At 69.6% G+C, this 16,143-nt stretch carries 11 protein-coding genes; 6 read left to right on the plus strand and 5 right to left on the minus strand.

Annotated elements, in window-relative coordinates; genetic code table 11:
• Window positions 1-204: 204 nt before the first annotated feature.
• Entirely contained in the window at window positions 205-1,746 is a 1,542-nt protein-coding gene (locus OP79_RS23485) for a hypothetical protein (protein WP_033322565.1), read from the plus strand.
• A gap of 257 nt (window positions 1,747-2,003) precedes the next feature.
• Here the strand turns inward: OP79_RS23485 and OP79_RS50535 are convergent, their stop codons facing one another.
• The 4 genes from OP79_RS50535 to OP79_RS23505 form a co-directional block, all read right to left on the minus strand.
• Window positions 2,004-5,105, minus strand: coding sequence for a beta-N-acetylglucosaminidase domain-containing protein (locus tag OP79_RS50535; RefSeq protein WP_051744855.1), 3,102 nt, complete (start codon window positions 5,103-5,105; stop codon window positions 2,004-2,006).
• Window positions 5,106-5,256: 151 nt separating this feature from the next.
• The gene (locus tag OP79_RS23495) at window positions 5,257-6,072 is read right to left on the minus strand and encodes an SAM-dependent methyltransferase (protein WP_033322566.1); all 816 of its coding nucleotides are present in this window, start codon (window positions 6,070-6,072) and stop codon (window positions 5,257-5,259) included.
• Window positions 6,073-6,171: 99 nt separating this feature from the next.
• A complete protein-coding gene (locus OP79_RS23500; protein ID WP_051744871.1) occupies window positions 6,172-6,384 on the minus strand; it encodes a DUF397 domain-containing protein in 213 nt (70 codons plus the stop codon).
• 28 nt (window positions 6,385-6,412) lie between these two features.
• A complete protein-coding gene (locus OP79_RS23505; protein ID WP_033322569.1) occupies window positions 6,413-7,288 on the minus strand; it encodes a helix-turn-helix domain-containing protein in 876 nt (291 codons plus the stop codon).
• Window positions 7,289-7,529: 241 nt separating this feature from the next.
• On the opposite strand from OP79_RS23505, the gene OP79_RS23510 reads away from it, so the two are divergent.
• From OP79_RS23510 to OP79_RS23525, 5 genes are all read left to right on the plus strand, one after another.
• The gene (locus OP79_RS23510) at window positions 7,530-8,111 is read left to right on the plus strand and encodes an ATP-binding protein (RefSeq protein WP_211270850.1); all 582 of its coding nucleotides are present in this window, start codon (window positions 7,530-7,532) and stop codon (window positions 8,109-8,111) included.
• 72 nt (window positions 8,112-8,183) lie between these two features.
• Complete coding sequence (locus tag OP79_RS23515; RefSeq protein WP_033322570.1) at window positions 8,184-8,483, plus strand: trypco2 family protein; 300 nt, start codon at window positions 8,184-8,186, stop codon at window positions 8,481-8,483.
• Window positions 8,484-8,492: 9 nt separating this feature from the next.
• Window positions 8,493-9,575, plus strand: coding sequence for an effector-associated domain 2-containing protein (locus OP79_RS23520; RefSeq protein WP_078491967.1), 1,083 nt, complete (start codon window positions 8,493-8,495; stop codon window positions 9,573-9,575).
• A gap of 132 nt (window positions 9,576-9,707) precedes the next feature.
• Entirely contained in the window at window positions 9,708-9,875 is a 168-nt protein-coding gene (locus OP79_RS55360; RefSeq protein WP_157857359.1) for a hypothetical protein, read from the plus strand.
• 29 nt (window positions 9,876-9,904) lie between these two features.
• Window positions 9,905-11,884 carry an HEXXH motif domain-containing protein gene (locus tag OP79_RS23525; protein ID WP_051744856.1) on the plus strand — a complete coding sequence of 660 codons (1,980 nt, stop codon included), beginning with the start codon at window positions 9,905-9,907 and terminating at the stop codon, window positions 11,882-11,884.
• Between the two features lie 62 nt (window positions 11,885-11,946).
• On the opposite strand, the gene fxsT is transcribed toward OP79_RS23525, so the two are convergent.
• Window positions 11,947-15,900, minus strand: coding sequence for an FxSxx-COOH system tetratricopeptide repeat protein (gene fxsT, locus OP79_RS23530; protein WP_051744857.1), 3,954 nt, complete (start codon window positions 15,898-15,900; stop codon window positions 11,947-11,949).
• Between the last annotated feature and the right edge of the window lie 243 nt (window positions 15,901-16,143).

Here is a 16,143-nt window from a genome sequence, read left to right on the forward strand (position 1 = left end):
TGGGACACGAGAGACGCCCGACCATCCACGAAGCCTCTCGATGTAAGCGCTGCAGGATGCCGAGGAGGGCTCGCCGGTCGCTCTGCAGCCCAGCAACGTCACGGATGGCGTCCCGCGTGATGGTGTAGCCGACCATTCGCCCGTGGTGTTTGGGGTGTTGGGCAGGGCGAGCTCCGAGGACGAGCAGGTCACTACCCTGCATGGGTGCTTTCATACGATGAGTTGACCCAGCCGGAACGTGAGCTGTGGGACGCCTTCCCCGAGGGGCGTCGAGTGGACCTGCGTACGGGCATGCCCGAGGCGGACGCCCCCGACGCGGGTGCCCAGTGGGGCCCGGAACGCTCGGTTCGCGCGGCTGTCGTGGCGGCGCTGCTGCTCGGCGCGAACAACGAGCGGGCCGGCGTCGTCGCCGCCCTGCGGCTCGCCGGTGCGCGGATCTCCGGCCGTCTCGACCTGTCAGGAGCGGAGATCTGTCACACGTTCTCGCTCGAGGACTGCCGCCTGGAGGAGGCGGTAAGCCTGTACGGGGCCACGACCCGGACGATCAGGATCGCGAACAGCTGGGTTCCCGGGATCGACGCCGGGATCGCCCGGATCGACGGCGCCCTCGACTTGAGGCGGTCGACCATCGAAGGCGGCTCACTCACACTCATCAACGCCCGGGTGGCCGGGGAGTTGATCCTGACCGACGCCAGGATCTCGGGTCCCGGAGAGTGGGCGGTGCTCGCGGGCGGGCTCGTCATGGAAGGCGGCGTCTTCGCCGAGCGACTGACCACGCAGGGCGGGCTGCGGCTGCCGGGCGCACACCTCCCCAGGGGCCTGTTCCTGCAGGGCGCCCGGCTGGAGAACGCCGACGGCGTCGCACTCGCCGCAGGCCATGTGGCCGCCTCGACCGTGGACTGCTCCCAGGGATTCACCGCGCAGGGGACCGTACGGTTGCGAAGTGCTCGCATAGAGGACCTGCTGACCTTCGAGGGGGCACATCTGAAGGGCGACGGCACCGCCCTGGTGTGCATAGCGATGCACGTAGGGGACTTCGACTTCAGGACCGCCACACCGCCCTCGGGAACGGTGGATCTCCGCTCCGCGCATGCCATTTGGTGCCAGGACAGCGAGCGTGCCTGGCCGGAGGAAGTGCTGCTGGAAGGGTTCACGTACGGCTCCATCCGTCTCGGGGAGACGGAGTCTGCGGAAGACGGGGTGGCAGGGGAAGACGGAACGACTGCGGGAGACACGACGCCCGCGAGGGACGAGGTCGCACGTCGCCTGGCATGGATCCGCCGGAATCCCGGCTACGCCCCGCAGCCGTACGAGCAACTGGCAGGCTGGTACCGGCAGATCGGCCACGACAGCGACGCGCGCCGGGTGCTCCTGGCGAAGCAGCGCCACCGCCGCCGCACGCTGCACGCTGGCGGACGCGTGTGGGGTCATCTGCTGGATGCCACCGTTGGCTACGGCTACCGCCCGTGGTTGGCCGGTGTGTGGCTCATTGCGCTGACCCTGCTCGGCACGCTGGTCTTCGGGACCCACTCTCCTACCCAGGTGAAGCCAGGTGAAGGCGCCCCGTTCCAGCCCTTCGTCTACACCCTCGACCTGCTGATTCCCATCGGTGGTCTTGGGCAGCGCACCGCCTGGTACTGGACGGAGAGCGTCCGCCAGTGGCTGGCCTACGTGCTGATCGCCGCAGGCTGGGTGCTCACCACAGCCGTCGTCGCGGGGGTGACCCGAACCGTGAACAGAAACTAGTGGGCGGCACGGCGGAAACTGCAGCTCCTGGAGGCTCGCGAGGCCCTGGTGCGGTACCTCGAAAGTCTCGACATGTCACAAAGGGCCATGGCGGTACACCAGGCCGCTATGACGGAGCTGGAATACACGACCTGAGCGAGAAGGCTGGTGGTGCGAAGGGACCAATCTTCACGTCCCGGGCACAGCGAGAGGCGTATCGCATGCGGCTGCTGCCCGCCGTCATGGCGGAACCACCGATCACCGCGAGCTGACCCCCGCTACCCCACGGGTACGGATGTGAGCGCCACCGCGAGCGGATAGGCGCCGGTGGCCAGAGGCGGCCCGGTGGTGCCCGACGAGGTGTCGACCGGTACCAGGACGTTTCCGTCGGCGGTGGTGACGTAGGCCTTGGCGCCGTTCCAGTCCAGGGCGACGTCGAAGGCGGACCTGCCGACCTTGATCGTGGTGCCGGGGGCGCCGGTGACCGTGTCGACGGGGGTGACGGTGTCGCCGGTGCTGGGGCTGACCCACAGGGTCCGTCCGTCCGGGGACAGGGCGAGACCGTAGGCCTGGCCGGAGACCAGGAGCGTCGGCTCGGTGTCGTTGGTGGCCGTGTCGATCGGAGTGACCGTCGAACCGCCGGAGTTGGACACGTACACCGTCCTGCCGTCGGGTGCGGCCACCACGTTGAAGGGGCGGGGGCCCACCGGAATGGGAGCGCCGGCCTTCTGGGTGGCCAGGTCGACCGGCGTGACGGTGTTGTCGTGGATGTCGGCCACGTACAGCGTCCTGCCGTCAGGCGTGATCGCCATGTTCTCCGGGCCGGAGCCGACCGGGAGGGCGGTGCCCGCTGTGAGGTCGGCGGTGTCCACCGGTTGGACCGTGTTGTCGGAGTAGTTGGCGACCCAGAGCGTACGGCCGTCCGGCGTGAGCGCGAGCCCGGCGGGGACGCGGCCCACGGCGACCGTGGCGGTGACCGTGCCGCGCGCCACGTCGATGACGCTGACCGAGTTCGAGCCCTGGTTGGCGGCGTAGGCGGTACGCCCGTCCGCGCTGAGGATCACCTCACCCGGGTTGTCGCCCACCGAGATGTCGGTGCTCTTCCCGGAGTCCAGGTCGATCGAACTGACCGAAGCGCCGCTGAAGTTGGCCGTCAGCGCCCGCGGCGTGCCCGTGCCGTCGCCGACCTGGACCGGGATCGCCCGGTCCAGCACGGCCGTGCCGTCCGCCGAGCCCGTCGCCACGACGGAGCGGACCCCGTCTACGGCGCCGTCCCGCGCCGTGAAGGTGACGGTGGTGGAGGCGCTGCCTCCGGCGGGGACGGTCAGGGTGCCCTCGTTGGGTGCGGCGGTTACGCCGTCGGGCACGTCGAGCTTCCAGGAGACCGTCCGGGCGGACGTGGACCGCTTGTCGGTCAGAGCCAGGGTCACCGTCTCGGTCGTGCCGGGCTTCAGGGCGAGGGAACCGGGATCGAAGGAGATGTCGACGCCGGGGTCGGGCGCGTTCTCGATCACCGTCGTGTAGAGGAACTGGTCCATCACTCCCGGTGAGACCTGCTGGGGAATCGCGTCCAGCTCCTTGCGCTCGGCCCCGAGCTTCTTCCAGTACGTGGCGACCGCGTCGGCGTCGCCCCGCTTGTTCGCCAGGAGCAGGTCCACGGCCGTCTGTCCCGCCGTGCCGTAGCGGCCGAGCTTGTCCAGCCAGGCGGATGTCTCCGTCAGGAAGCCGGGGTTGTCGAGCCGGGCGCGCAGTTCGCGGGGCGTGGCGGCCATGTCGGTGAAGTACGCCCTGAGGGCCTCGGCGGCCTGGTCGAGGCCGCTGTCCTGCTCGTACGCCTTGCGGAAGGCGTCGATGAGCGGGGTGAGTGTGGGTGATTCGGTCGCGTCGAGCTGGGAGGAGTAGTTGTTCTCGGCGAAGATCCGCAGCCATTTCGCCGCCGCGGGCCCGCCGAGGTCGCGGACGGAGGCGAGGAAGGACGTGCGGGGATCGTAGGCGTCCGGGTTCCAGAGGTAGTCGGCGGAGGTGAACAGGGCGATCCGGCTCGCCTCGCCCTGGACCATGGGGTTGGCGGTCACTCCGGTTGCCGCCGCGGCCACTGCGGGTTCGCGGCCGGTGTAGGGGCCGAGGAGCAGGCGGCTGGTGACGTAGTCGTTGACCGGGTAGTTGTCCCAGATCAGGATCGGGTGGCCGTACACCTTGCGGGCCTGCTCGACCTGGTCGGCGGTGATGGTCGGCGCGATCACGCCGACGCCGGTCCACTCCACGACCACAGAGGGGTCCAGCTTCTCCCGGAGCGCCTTCTTGTAGGGGGAGTCGGCGAGGTCGGAGTACTCGGTGGGGACCATTTCCAGCGGTTGCAGGCCGGAGTGGTCGGCGGAGAAGTCCTGCCACACCTGGTTGAGCAGATGGGCCTGTGCCGTGCCCGCCGCGCCGCCACCGGTGCCGAACTCCTTCTCGTCGGCGTCGCAGTTCCACTTCGTGTAGCTGATGTCGTCGAGCGGGATCGCGAAGGAGCGCACGCCGATGTCGTACAGCGAGTCGAACTTGGCGGTGAGGGCCTTGATGTCGGCGTCCGAGGAGTAGCAGACCGACAGTCCCGGCGACAGGGCGTAGGTGAAGCGGACGTGGTTGGCGTCGGCCCGGTCCACCAGCTCCTCGATCCGGGCCAGTTCGGCGGACGGGTACGCGTCGCGCCACTTCGCCCGCAGGTACGGGTCGTCCTTGGGCGAGTAGACGTAGACGTTCTGCTTCGTACGGCCGTAGAAGTCCAGCTGGTTCAGCCGCTCGGCGTGCGACCAGGGAGTCCCGTAGAAACCCTCGATGACCCCGCGCAGCGCGGCTGCCGGCCAGTCCCGCACGGTCACTTCGGGGAGTACGGAACGCGATCCGCGTGTCTTGGTGACGAGCCGGCGCAGGGTCTGGGCCGCGTAGAACGTGCCGGTGGTGTCGACACCGGACAGGGCGACGAGGGCCCGTCCGTCCTTGCGCCCGGACGCCAGGACGTAGCCGCCCGAGGCCAGGCCGGTCGGCGGCTCGGCGCCCAGCCGTTTCAGCGCCTTCCCGGTGGCGCCGCTCTCGTCCGGGCCGCCCACGTAGACCGTGAGCCCGGCGGCGGGGGGCTTGTCACCGTCGCTCACGGTGATGATCTTGTCGGCTCCGGCGTCGCGCAGAACGGACTCGACGAGCTGTCGGGCCGACGGGTCGGTCCGAGGGCCGACGACTTCCACGACCCGGTCGGGGACGGTGAGCCGACCCGAACCGGCCTTCATGCTCTGGGGAGTCGGCCACACCTTCGCAGCGGCGCTCGGCGGCTGCTCCGCCGCGGACGACGACGGCGGGGCCGCCATCCCCGCGGCCGTCAGCAGCGCGGCGACCAGCATCGCCGGTCGCCGCGTCCGTCTCCTACTCCTACCTCTGACACGAGTGGCTGAGAGCACGGCATCTCCTCGGTGGGTGAATGGACCCACCGAGTGATGCTAGAGATGCTGAATAGAACATTCAACGGTGCCTGCGGCCAGGACGGGGCCTGGCTCAGGGCTTACGAGCCACCGCCCCGTACATCGCGATGTCCTCGTCCCGGATGGGCTCCGAATCGCTGCCGTCCGGATGCCACTTGTGGACCTGCGTGATCCCCGGCTCGACGAGTTCGAGGCCCTCGAAGAACTCCTCGGCCTCCGGGAACGTACGCAACCGCATGGGCATGTTGCGCGCCGCGTACTCGCGCGCGACCCGGCCCACCTCCTCCGGTGCGAACTCCGCGGTGCCGATGGACATCGCGAGATAGCTGCCCGAGGGGAGCGGTTCGAGGAGGCGGCGGACGATGCCGACCGCGTCGTCCTCGTCCAGTACGAAGTGGACGATCGCGATGACGGTCAGCGCGACCGGCTTGGACAGGTCGAGGGTGTCGCGGAACTCGGCGGAGTCGAGGATGGCCTCCGGGTGCTGGAAGTCGGCCTCGATGTACGACGTCTTCCCCTCGGGCGCGCTGGCCAGCAGGCCTTGGGAGAGGGTGAGGACGATGGGGTCGTTGTCCACGTAGACGACGCGGGACTCGGGGGCCACCGACTGGGCGATCTCATGGAGGTTCGGGGAGGTGGGGATGCCCGTGCCGATGTCGAGGAACTGGCGTATCCCCGCCTCCTCGGCCAGCCAGCGCACCGCGCGGTTCATGAAGTCGCGGTTGGCCCGCATGTGGACCGGCAGGGCGGGCCACTCGTGCGACATGGCGTCGCCGGCTTCCTTGTCGGCGGGGTAGTAGTCCTTTCCGCCGAGGATGTAGTCGTAGATACGCGCTGAGTGCGCGCTCTCGGTGTCGATACGGTCGGCAGGCCATCCGTTGTCGGACAACGCGGCCCTCCCATCAAGTCGTCGGAGAACAAGGGTAGTTCGGTCAACAAGGGTGTTTCGGACCGGGGTTGCTCAGAGCGATCAGAGCAGTCGGAGCGGTCAGAGCAGGAAGTCGGCGTCGCCCGCCTTCACGCCCGTCAGGAAGCTCGTCATCTCGCGAGGGGTGAAAACCAGGGCCGGACCGCCCGGATCGGTGGACTGACGCACCGCCACCCGTCCGTCGCCCAGCTTCTTCACTTCGAGGCAGGCGCCGCCCGCGTCGTCGCTCCACGGCTTGTGCCAGTCCTGCGCGCCGAGATCACGGGCCGGCATGCCGTTGCGTATGTGGTGGTGGTGCACGTCAGAGCTCCTTGCGTATCGCACCGAGGAAAGCCTCGGTCCTGCTGGCGGGCGTCGACTGGGCGCCCAGCCGGTCCAGGGCCTCGCGATAGACCAGGACGTCGTCGGCCTTGTCGAGATACACAGCGCCGACCAGGCCGCTGAGATACACGATGTCGGGCAACTCCCTGGCCCTGAACCGGAAGAGATGGAAGGCGCCGGCCCGCATCGCCGGATGCGGACCGTTGCTGAACGGCATGATCTGGACGGTCACATGGGGCAGCGCGTTCAGCGCGATCAGGTGGTCGACCTGGGCGCGCATCACTTCGGGTCCCCCGACCGGCCACCTCAGCACCGTCTCGTCCATCACGATCCACACGCGGGGCGGGTTCGGACGGGACAGCAGTTCCTGGCGCTGCATACGGAGCGCGACCCGGCGCTCCGTCGCCTCCTCCGGAGCGTGCGGATTGCCCGCGCCGAGCAGGGCGCGCGCGTAGGCCTCGGTCTGCAGCAGTCCGTGCACGAACTGCGCTTCGTACGCCCGGATCTGCAACGCCGCCTGCTCCAGGCTCAGATACGCGGCGAACCAGTCGGGCAGTACGTCACGGTAGGTGTGCCACCAGCCGCGCTTGTTGGCCTCGCGGACCGACTTCAGGAAGGTGTCGATCTCCTGCTGGTCCTTGACGCCATAGATCTGGAGCAGCTTCTCGGCGTCCGCGAGCCTGAGCCGCGCCACCTTGGCGGACTCCATCCGGCGGATCGTGGAGTGGCTGACCCCGATCGCCATGGCTGCCTGCTCGTACGTCAGACCGGCCCGGTTGCGCAGCTCCTCCAGCTGTTTGCCCAGGATCATGCGCAGGACGGAAGGCGCGCCGCCCCAGTCGGTTTCCGAGGTCACGCCTTACCTCCTCACCCGTAGTCCGGGCCAACGCATCGCAGTCTGTCACGATCATCGCCGACCGGGGCGGCCTGCGCCCTACAAAATGCAATTTTCAACTTGATGGTTGCGGGACGTTGTCGGCAGGTGTCACAGTGGTCGTACCGCCCGGGCCGGTGAACGAAGGGGCTGTGCAGCCCAGTTGGGGGATCACGGGCCGCAACTCGGAGTGTTGTGCTCTGCAGACGAAAGGCGTACGGCGATGGTTTCGCCCTCCTTCCCCCAGTCCTTGGGCCGACTTTCCGGAGACGAACTCCTCCACAAAGCAGGCGTGTTCGGCCTGCCCGCCGTCCCCGCCTCGGTGGGCGCGGCCCGCAGGAACGTACGGGAGCTGCTGGGCGAGTGGGGCATCAGCCGCGAGACCTGTGACAACGCCGTACTGGTGACCTCCGAGCTCGTCACCAACGCGCTCACGCACACGGAGAGCGATCTGGTCGTGTGCAGACTCCGCGCCGCGGGAGAGCGGCTCCATATCGAGGTCGAGGACCAGAACCGCGGCCATACTCTCCCGGCGTGCAGACAGCCGAAGCCCGACGACCAAGGTGGCCGCGGGCTTCTGCTCGTCGGCGTGCTGAGCAACGACTGGGGCGTCAGGGACGCACCGCACCGGTCCGGCCGCATCGTCTGGGCCGAACTGCCGGCGGAGGCGACGACGGCGACGGCGACAGAGGCAGCGATGGCAGTGGAGACAGCGGCGATATCCGCGACATCGGCGGTATCGGCGGTATCGGAGCCCCAGGACGGATCGGCCGACGCCCATGCGGCCGATCCGTCCTGGACGTGAAGGCGGTCCGGGTCGAACCATGTTTCCCCGTCCCCACGCGTGCTGGGATCACGCCGGGGGTAGAGGGGCCATGTGATTGAACTCGCGGAAATGATCGCCCAGTTGCGTACGGAACTCTCCGCCGCCATGTCCGCGGCGCGCGACGAGGAGCTGCGCTTCGAGCTGGGCGCTGTGGAGCTCGAGGCGGAGTTCGTCGTGGAGCGGTCCGGTACGGCGGAGGGCAGGGTCCGCTTCTGGGTCGTGGAGGCCGGCGCCGTCGGCCATACGGGGAACAGCACCACCCATCGGGTCACGTTGACCCTGGAGCCTCGCCTCCGTGACTCGGAGGCGCGGCCACAGGTGAGCGGAGACGCAGCGGAACGCGAGCGCTGAGCCGGTCCGATGTCAGCTCAGACGCAGATACGGGCCCAGGGGTTGGCGGCGGTGCGGGTCGCCGAAGTACTCGTCAGCAGGCCCGGTGGACAGCCCGGGCGGCGTGGGTCCGGCTACCGGGTGGCGGAGCGGTGCGTGCTGACGGCGGCGCACGTGGTGGCGGGGCCGGTGACGTCGGTGCGGGTACGCGTCGATGCCGACCGGCCGGGGGAGTGGACCGCCGACGCCCACGTCGTGCTCCTCGCCGAAGCCGCCGATGTCGCACTGCTCGAGATCACGGGCGCGCCGCCCGGGCCCGATGGCACCGAGCGGCCTCGCTACGCCGCGGTGCCCGACGCCGACGTGGTGCTGCCGTTCAGCGCGGTGGGCTTCCCCCGGTTCAAACTGCGCAAGGACAGCATGCGCCTCCTCGACGACGGCGCTCCCAGCCAGTACCGGGACTCCTGCCACCTCACGGGAACGGTCTCCGTACTGTCCAACCGCCGGGAAGGCACCCTTGAACTGGCCGTCCCCGCCCCACGAGCCGACAGCGAACCGGAGCGTTCCCCCTGGGAGGGAATGTCGGGTGCCGTGGTGTGGTGCGACGGTGCCGTGATCGGAGTGGTGAGCGCTCATCACCGCTCGGACGGCCTGGGGAGGCTGGCCGCCAGCCGCGTCGAGCACTGGTACGACGTGCTGTCCGCCGCCGAGCTGGAGCGGTTCCACCGGTACGCCGGCCTGCCGGCGCGTGAGCGCCTCGGGTCCGCGACAGACCCCGTACATTCCCGGCCGGTCGCCGGCCTGACCGGTCTGCCTCCCGACCTGCCGCTGAGTGAACTCACGGACCTCGTGGACGCCTTGGTGGCGCTTCCCTCCCTGCGCAACGCGAACAGCATGGCCCTGCTGCTCGACAGCATCAGCGCGGAGATCGCGGCGAACAGCCCGAGGGATCCCCGGCTGAGGATGGACGTCTACGGGATCGTACGCACCTGTCTGCGCTATCCGGGCACGCTCGACCAGCTCCTGGAGGCCGTACGTCTGCTGGAGGGGCCGTCCTCCGAAGTGGCCAAGGTCGACCAGGAGGCGGCCCGGCTGGCCCGGCGATCTGGCTGACTCGATCTCGCGGTGTGGCCTGGTCGCGGGGTTTCGGCTTGAGGCCTGCTGGGTCATCATGATGAGGGCACGGACCGCGCGGACATGGAATTACGGGATACAGGAGGGGACTTGGCAGCCGAGGAGCGATCGATGCCTGCCGTCGAGTCCGGTCTCGTAGATCTCTCGGGGGTTTCTCTTGAAGCGCTGCGCTCCATGGACAACACGGCCGTCGCCGAGTCGCTGGAGCGGCTGCTGCACCACATCGACAGCCCTCAGTCCATCACGGAGTCGGATTACAACCCGTCACGCCAGGACTGAGAAGACCGGCTCGGTGCGGTGGAGTACGCATGCCGGGTGAGCCCGAGGCGTCGGGGGACCTGTCGTTCCACCAACTGTCGGCGGTGAGCTTACAGGCCCTTTCCCGAGGTGAGGGCGGTGCCTCCGTGGTCGCGGAGATCCTGGCCGCCGAGCGCAGTCGTCGGCTGCTGCTCCTGCGCGCCCTCGACGAAGGCATGTCCAAAGGCGCGGACGCGTCCGAGGCCGAGGGCCTGTCCGCGGGTGCGGATTCGTCCGAAGGCGGCCCGCCGCAGGCGCCCGGGACGGCGATCTCGCACCGGGACGCCTGGTCCCTCCTCGAACGTGTCCAGCGGCAGGCGCCCGAGGTGTTCGAGGACGTCCTGATGTCGCCGCCCACCGGCAGGTGGGTGTCCCTCGCGCTGCACCAGACGCGAGGCAAGTTCTCGGACGACGCTCCCTTGTGGGTGGTGCTCGGACATCTGTCGGCGCTGGCGGCCGCGGCCGCGGCCCGGGCAGGCCTGGACTTCGCGATCGCCGTCCCCGTGCGCCGTGGCCTGGTACAGCTGCCGACGCTGGGCTGCGCGGTGCTGCCCGTGCGCGAGCAGTGGAGTGTGGCCCGGATCGAGGCGCGCCGAGGGACGTTGAGGATCACGGGTGAGCACGGAGAGGTGCTGGTCCCGCGGGATGCGGAGGCGAAGGCGAACGTCCCTGACTGGCACCCGGTACGCCGCGTCGTACTGGAGTCGGGAGACCGTCCCAAACGCCTGACGCTCGAAGAGCTGGACCCCTACCGGACCTTTCCCCGCCCGAGTGAGCCCCGGCTCCTGTCAGCCGCCGAGGCCGGGACATGGGAGGGCATGCTCGCCGACGCGTGGGAGATCCTGTTGCGTGACGAGCCGGAGAGCGCGGAGGCGATGCGGTACGGACTGCTGGCGATGGTTCCCGCATCGACGAGGGAAAGGTTCCGGCCGTACAGCGGGACAGCCGGGGACGCGTTCGGCGGTGTCACGGCGTCCTGTCCGGACGACGCGGCGCAGCTCGCCGCCACGCTGGTGCACGAGTTCCAGCACACCAAGCTGGGTGGCCTGATACACCTGCAACCGCTGGTCCGTTTCCAGCCCGCGCAGGACCCGGAGGAGCTGTTCTACGCCCCCTGGCGGGACGACCCCCGACCGCTGCGCGGTCTGTTGCAGGGCATCTACGCCTTCGTGGGGGTCACCCGTTTCTGGCGCGTACATCGGTACGCCGCCGACGCCGGGCAGGTCCCGTCGGCGCACTTCGAGTTCGCTCTGTGGCGTACACAGGTGTGGTCCACACTGAATCTCGTGCGCGGTCATGAGCGGCTGACACCCCTGGGTCGGTATGTGATCGAGGGGCTGCGCGAGCGAAGTGCGCAGTGGCTGGCCGACCCCGTTCCGGACGCCGAGCTGGCGCTGGCCCGGGAAGCGGTGGCCGACCACCGGGCCCGCTGGCGCGCGTACCATCTACGGCCTCCCGCGGCGGCCGTGGAGGATGCCGTACGGGCCTGGCAGAGGGGCGACGCACAGGCTCCGGCCGGCCTCGCCGCCGAGCCCGAGCTGGTGCCGGACAGCGAGGTCCCTTTTCTGGACAGCGCGGCCGTCCTGGCCCGGTACCGCCTCAGTGAACCCGACGGAGCCTGGCGGCACCTCGCCGCCCAGGACTCCGGGGTTGCCGGAGGCGTCGAGGGCGCCAGTGCAGCGGACGTCCTGCTGGCCTGCGACGATCGTGCCGGAGCGCGAGACGCTCTCGTCGCGGAGTTGTCCGGCAAGGGTGCGTCTGTGGCTGCCTGGGCCGGTCTGGGGCGGGCACTTGCGGGTGAGGGGCAGGCCGACAGGGCTGCTTCCCGGCTGCTGCTCCGCTTCCCGGAGCGGGCACGTGCCGTGCACGAGGCTGTCGAGGCCGTCACAGGCCGGGCGCCGGACCCCGTGCGCCTCGCGGCCTGGCTGGGCCAGGGCGAGGCGACGGAACGCCAGGGCCTGTCCGGCGGCTCAGGGCCGGACAGGCCCTGAGCCGGGCGTCGAGCGGGCCCTGCGGCGCGTCAAGCACGGCCCGGACCGTCATCCGCGGACCGTCACAGCCCCGTCGGGTCGATGTCGCAGTTGGCCCGCTGTCCCTCCTTGGCCTGGACAGTGGCCGGGTGGGCGGTGCCCGTGCCGGATCGCAGCCGCGGGACGTCGAGAACCCGCTCCATCCGCTCCAGAGTGTCCTGGCGGAGTGCGGCGCCCTCCTCTTCGGCTCCGACGGCGATGAGGTCCATCGCGAGGTTTCCGGCGCACGCCAACGTGGTCGGGTGGTCCGGGCCGAAGGTGTTCAGGCACAGCGGCAGCGCCGTCTCGCCCCGGATGCGGGCCTCGACGTGGTTGCCGAGAGCGGCGAGATCACTGGCGAGGTTGATCGCGCAGTTGAGGGTGGTGGGGTGAGCCGCGCCGAGCCGCTCGGTGAGGGAGGTGAGAGCGGCCGCGTTCAGGCGGTGTGCCTCCTCGGGCTGACCGAGCAGCCGCAGGGTGACCGCGAGGTTGACGTCCGAGGACAGGACAAGCGGATGGGCCGGGTCGAAGACCTGCCGGTAGTCCTTGCAGGCGTTGACGCCGCGCGCACGGGCCGCCTGCAGGTCGCCGTTCTGGCGCAGGGCCACCGACAGGGTCAGCGCGGCGGACAGCGAATGGGGATGGGCGTCGCCGTAGCGCCGGGTGAACTTGGCGTGGGCCTCCGTGGCCAGTTCGAGTGAGCGGGCGTGGTCGCCCTCCTTGCGGTACGCCTCGCTGAGCTGACGTGTCACAGCGATGGTGGCGGGGTTTCCGCGGCCGAACACATCGCGGTACGCGTCCAGTACGGCTTCCTGGAGGGCACGCGCCCCGATGTAGTCCCCCGTCTCCCGCACATCGATGGCGACGGAGTTCTCGGTGATCAGGGTCCGCTGGTCGTCGCGGCCGAACAGTCGCAGCTTGAGTGCCAGAGTCTGCTGGTCCAGTTCCAGAGCCCGGCGGAACTCGCCGGCCGAGCGCAGGCTCACTCCGAGGTTGTGGGCGGTGTTGAGGGTGGTGGGGTCGTCCTCGCCGAAGGCCCTGCGGGCCCGCTCGTACGCGATCTCGTCCAGTTCGGCGCCGGTGGCGAACCTGCCTTCGGAGCGGCGAACGGCGGCTTCGAGGTTGATCGCGTCCAGGGCGTCCTCTCGGGTGTCCTCGCCCTCGGCGGGGGCGGTCCGCTCGTAGACCTCCCGGAGCTGGGCCACCAGCCCGGCCGCGTCGTCGAAGCGGCCCACGACCCGGTACATGAAGCAGAGCCACTGCCCCATGAGGAGCGTCTGCTGGTCCTCCTCGCCGAAAATGGTGCGCCAGGAGCCCCAGGCCTGCTCGGAGAAGTCGAGCGACACCTCGTGGTCGCCCCAGTAGTAGAGGTACTGGGCGATGTTCATGACCAGTTGCCGCACCCACGGCTGGTCGGACTTGATCGCGTCGGAGGCGATGACGTGACCGTAGAGCTCGGCATACCGCGGCCAACTCCCCGGGCTGGTGGGAGATTTCGGGTCGGCGGCGGCCAGCAGGGTGTGGGCGCCGTGGCGCATGCGGGACTGCTCCGCGGGGGTCATGCGGTTGTTCAGCACGAGCTGCACCAGGCGATGCATCTCAATGGAGTTCGTGCGATGGTCGATCCGCGCCAGGGAGTAGCGGTTCACCTCCCTTATGGCCCGGGCGAGTTTCATCGGATCGTTCAGCGTCGCGTCCAGCTCGGGGAAAATGCTGCTGTTCCCGAGTCCGGAGAAGATGGACCGGGAGATCGGGTCCGGGGCGAAATAGGAGCACAGCTGCAGCAGCCGCAGAGCTGACGGACTCCGCGTTTCCAGATGGTCGAGGGAAACATTCCAGGCCGCGGCGACAGGCAGTTGGTAGTCCGGCGGTGGGGCCACTTCGAGGAGTTCGGTGCGCTTGCTCTCGAACAGCCGCAGGTATTCGGAGGCGGGCATTCCCGTCTCCGCCCGCCAGGCGGCCGCCTGTTCCAGTGCCAGGGGCAGGTCGCCCAGCGCCTCGGCCAGCTGATCGGCCTCGTCGTCCTGCAGCGCAGGACCGGAGCGGCGCAGCAGTTCCTTGCTCTCCTCGCGGGTGAACACATCCACTTCGAGGGATCCGCCGACCAGCCCCCACCGCCGGTTGCGGGAGGTGACAAGGATCGTTCCGTCGCCGCCGGTGGGGAAATAGTGACGTACCTGCTCCGGGCTGTCGGCATTGTCGAAGATGAGCAGCCAGCGGGAGAAGGGCCGCCCCTCGCGCAGCGCCTCGCGGACCGCGGGTCCGGCGATATTGGCTTCGGTGCTGGTCTCGATACCGAGGCGCCCGGCAAGCTCCACCAGGGCCTGCCCGATCTGGCCGGGCCGCTCCGCGGGAATCCACCACACGATGTCGTACTCCGACTGGTGGCGGTACGCGTACTCGATGGCGAGCTGTGTTTTGCCGACACCGCCCATGCCGTGAATCGCTTCCGGCAGAACCGTGGTCGTGCCTTCCCGCAATCGCTCGTCGAGCTGTTCCAGCAACTCCATGCGACCGGTGAAATTGGGGTTCCGGGGCGGCAGATTTCCCCAGACGCGCGGTTGTGAGGTGCGGTCCCCCGCCACCGTTGGCTGGGGCGTAGTCGACATCTCCGATGCTCCTTCAGAAACGTTACGGGAAATGGGGGAATCACCGTGTTCAGCTGTCCCCGAGCCGGACGGTGCGGGGCCCGTCGGAATGTGCGGTGTTTTCTCCAGGCTGACCGCGTATCGCCGATCGTGCCAGTGCAACACACTGGCCAACATGTCGGTGCGCTGCGCATAGCGGCCGGACAACGCCCGCAGAGCAGCGAGCTCCACACGCAGGAACGCGATATTGCGACTGTTCACGCGCGGCATGGCCAGGGTGTCCAGCGGTTCGGTGGGCGGCGGCAGAGGCGAGCCGCCTTCCGCCGCCTCGTCGGCCAGTAATTCGCGTACGTCACGCAGAATCCGCGCGGTGTCACTCCGGCGTCCCAGCGCGAGGAGTTCCTCGCGGATGTCGGGAGCGAAGACGAACGTCACAGCCGCCGGGCCCTCGCCCCGTACTCCGCTGGGCCGGACCAGACCGCTCATCAGCAGTTCCGACACATGGACCGGGCCCGCGCCCGGAGTGGTCGCCACGATCCGGTGGATGACGGGAAGACTCAACGGCGCGGCGGACAGCCGGGTCGCGAGCGTGAACGCCGTGGGGGAGGCGCCCGCCCGGAAGTCCGAGACACGCTCCGCCGCGGGCACCGTGCTCTGCGGGTCGGGAACGTACTCCACCCAGGGCAGGGCACGCGCGGCGTCGGGCCTGCGCTTCCACGACCTGGCCTGAACGGCGGACAGGTCCAGCCAGCGCGGCTCCTGCCCCGAGACCAGGCGTGTCAGGGCCTCCGCCCAGGTGTTGGTCAGCGCGAGGACCGGTACGACGACGGTGTCGGTGTTGCCGTCGTCCCTGTCGGACTCGTGTTCGCGGGTGTCGGGTAACTCCACCGGGGCGACACGCGGTTCCCAGTCGAACTCGCTGTTGGCCGCCCAGGCACGGGGAGAGCGAATCCGTACACGCGAGACGTCGAGCCCCGTACGGAACCACAGCTGCTGCGGCAGCATGTGCACCACGGCCACCGGGCACGTACGCCCCCACGCGCGCAGCAGGGGCGGCACGGCGCCCGATCGCCATCCGGCGGCCAGCCCGTCGGTCAGTACCAGCACCACGCGGCGCACCCGCGCGTCGTACCAGAGAGGTTCCTCCAGCTGTATCCGCGCCGGATCGGTCTCGTCCGTCCCCAGCAGGCGCACCACCCGCACCCGGGTGAAGTCCCCCGCCTGATCCAGCTCGCCGGCCAGCTCCTCGACGGCTCGGTCCCACAGCTTCATCGTCACGTGGGTGTCGATGACGAGGACCGCCTCCGCGGGCTCCTGTCCGCCCGGCCGGCTGAGCCTGCTCAGGACGTGTGCGGCCTCCCGCCGTGCCCGCGTGGCAGGTGCCGGCCGCTGCCCGTCGTCATCGTGCATAGGTGCTCTTGCTCTCATGGCGTCGCGGTGACGGTGAGAGTTTCGCGGAGCCCCGCAGACCGCGGGCATGCGTGACGTCCACGGGCAAAGCCTCGCAGTGCGTCCGCTCTCCGGGCAAGTGCGTGCGGGGGCTCACACGAGGCGTGGGCGACAGCATGCCCGGCATGACTGGGATCATGGCGCCGGGGTGGAACATATGTGCGTCAGCGGAAGCATCCAGGTGCACGGCGTGACGCCCCTTCC

The organism is Streptomyces yerevanensis, from assembly GCF_000716805.1.
GTDB lineage: Bacteria > Actinomycetota > Actinomycetes > Streptomycetales > Streptomycetaceae > Streptomyces > Streptomyces flaveus.

Coding starts and splice junctions, on each gene's coding strand:
- OP79_RS23500 (WP_051744871.1), bottom strand. CDS start 6,384: ATGCCGGCCCGTGATCTCGGCGCGCAGGACTGGCACAAGCCGTGGAGC.
- OP79_RS55360 (WP_157857359.1), top strand. CDS start 9,708: ATGCCTGCCGTCGAGTCCGGTCTCGTAGATCTCTCGGGGGTTTCTCTT.
- OP79_RS23510 (WP_211270850.1), top strand. CDS start 7,530: ATGGTTTCGCCCTCCTTCCCCCAGTCCTTGGGCCGACTTTCCGGAGAC.
- OP79_RS23525 (WP_051744856.1), top strand. CDS start 9,905: ATGCCGGGTGAGCCCGAGGCGTCGGGGGACCTGTCGTTCCACCAACTG.
- OP79_RS50535 (WP_051744855.1), bottom strand. CDS start 5,105: ATGCTGGTCGCCGCGCTGCTGACGGCCGCGGGGATGGCGGCCCCGCCG.
- fxsT (WP_051744857.1), bottom strand. CDS start 15,900: ATGCACGATGACGACGGGCAGCGGCCGGCACCTGCCACGCGGGCACGG.
- OP79_RS23520 (WP_078491967.1), top strand. CDS start 8,493: ATGTCAGCTCAGACGCAGATACGGGCCCAGGGGTTGGCGGCGGTGCGG.